The sequence below is a fragment of the Micromonospora sp. NPDC049799 genome (assembly GCF_040656655.1).
Taxonomy (GTDB): Bacteria; Actinomycetota; Actinomycetes; order Mycobacteriales; family Micromonosporaceae; genus Micromonospora.
The window spans coordinates 1-1,161 of the sequence record NZ_JBFAMU010000888.1 but is presented as its reverse complement, the minus strand read 5'-3'; the positions used below and the strand labels follow the sequence as shown (position 1 = coordinate 1,161).

Annotated in this window: 2 protein-coding genes; both read right to left on the bottom strand. The window is 77.2% G+C overall.

Features of this window, described 5'->3' with window-relative positions; translation table 11 throughout:
* Positions 1-446 (bottom strand): carbohydrate kinase family protein (locus AB0I76_RS30375; protein ID WP_357042715.1); only part of this gene is annotated, 446 nt, incomplete at its 3' end.
* A partial coding sequence (locus AB0I76_RS30370; protein WP_357042713.1) for a pseudouridine-5'-phosphate glycosidase occupies positions 443-1,161 on the bottom strand: 719 nt, incomplete at its 5' end. The genes AB0I76_RS30370 and AB0I76_RS30375, both read right to left, overlap by 4 nt.

Here is a 1,161-nt window from a genome sequence, read left to right as displayed (position 1 = left end):
GCCCCGCGCGACTCGGCGTCCAACAGGGTATACGCGGACAGGTGCAGATGCCGCGCGTCGGGTGCGCCGGCCAGCGCCGCGTCGACCGCCTCCGCGGTCAGCGCCAGGTTCGCGCCGCGCTCGGTGATCATCGTGCGCTCGTCGCCCGACGCCAGCACGATCACGGTGCCGGTCGCCCGGTCCGGACGGCGGACGACCGCGCAGTCGACGCCGGCCCGTTCCAGCTCCGTCACCCGCTCCCGGCCGGGGCCGTCGTCCCCGACCGCGCCGACCAGCGTCACCGGTACGCGCAGCGCGGCGAGCCAGGCGGCCGTGTTCGCCGCCTGGCCGCCGCCGCTGAAGCTGATCCGCGCCGGGGTGTCCGACCCGGTGGCGGGCGGCCCGGTGAGCACCGCCACCACGTCGGTGATCAGGTCCCCGACGACGAGGACACGACCTGCCGTCATGCGGCGGCGCGGCGGGCCGCCGCCGCCACCGCGACCCGGGCGGCCAGGTCGGCGTTCCGCAGGATGATCCGGACGTTCACCGCCAGGCTCGCGCCTTGCGTCGCCGAGTGGAAGTGCGCCAGCAGGTACGGCGTGACCGCCTTGCCCGTCACCCCGTCGCGCTCCAGCAGGGCCAGCCCCTCGGTCAGGGTGCGGTCGTGCAGGGCCGGGTCGAGCTGCTCGTCGACCGGCAGGGGATGGGCGACGATCAACCCGCCGCGGTGCACCCCGTGCTGCTCCCGGGCGACCAGCACGTCTGCCACCTGCTCCGGCGAGTCCACCGACCAGTCCAGGTCGAAGCCGGCGTCGGTCAGGTAGAAGCCGGGGAAGCGGCGGGTGCGGTAGCCGACCACGCCCACACCCAGCGTCTCCAGCCGCTCCAGCGTGGCGCCCACGTCGAGGATCGACTTCACCCCGGCGCAGACCACCGCGATCGGCGTCCGGGCCAGCGTCACCAGGTCGGCGGACTCGTCGAAGGTCTGCGCGGCCTCCCGGTGCACCCCGCCCAGGCCACCGGTGGCGAACACTCCGATCCCGGCCGCGGCGGCGACCGCACTGGTCGCGGGCCCCGCGGGGGCCCCCGGCCCCCCCGGGGCCGCCCCGCGCGCGGGCGACGCGAAGGGGATGGTGGGCACCCCGTCCGCCGGGGCGCGCGCGGGCAGCACCGCGCGGGCGC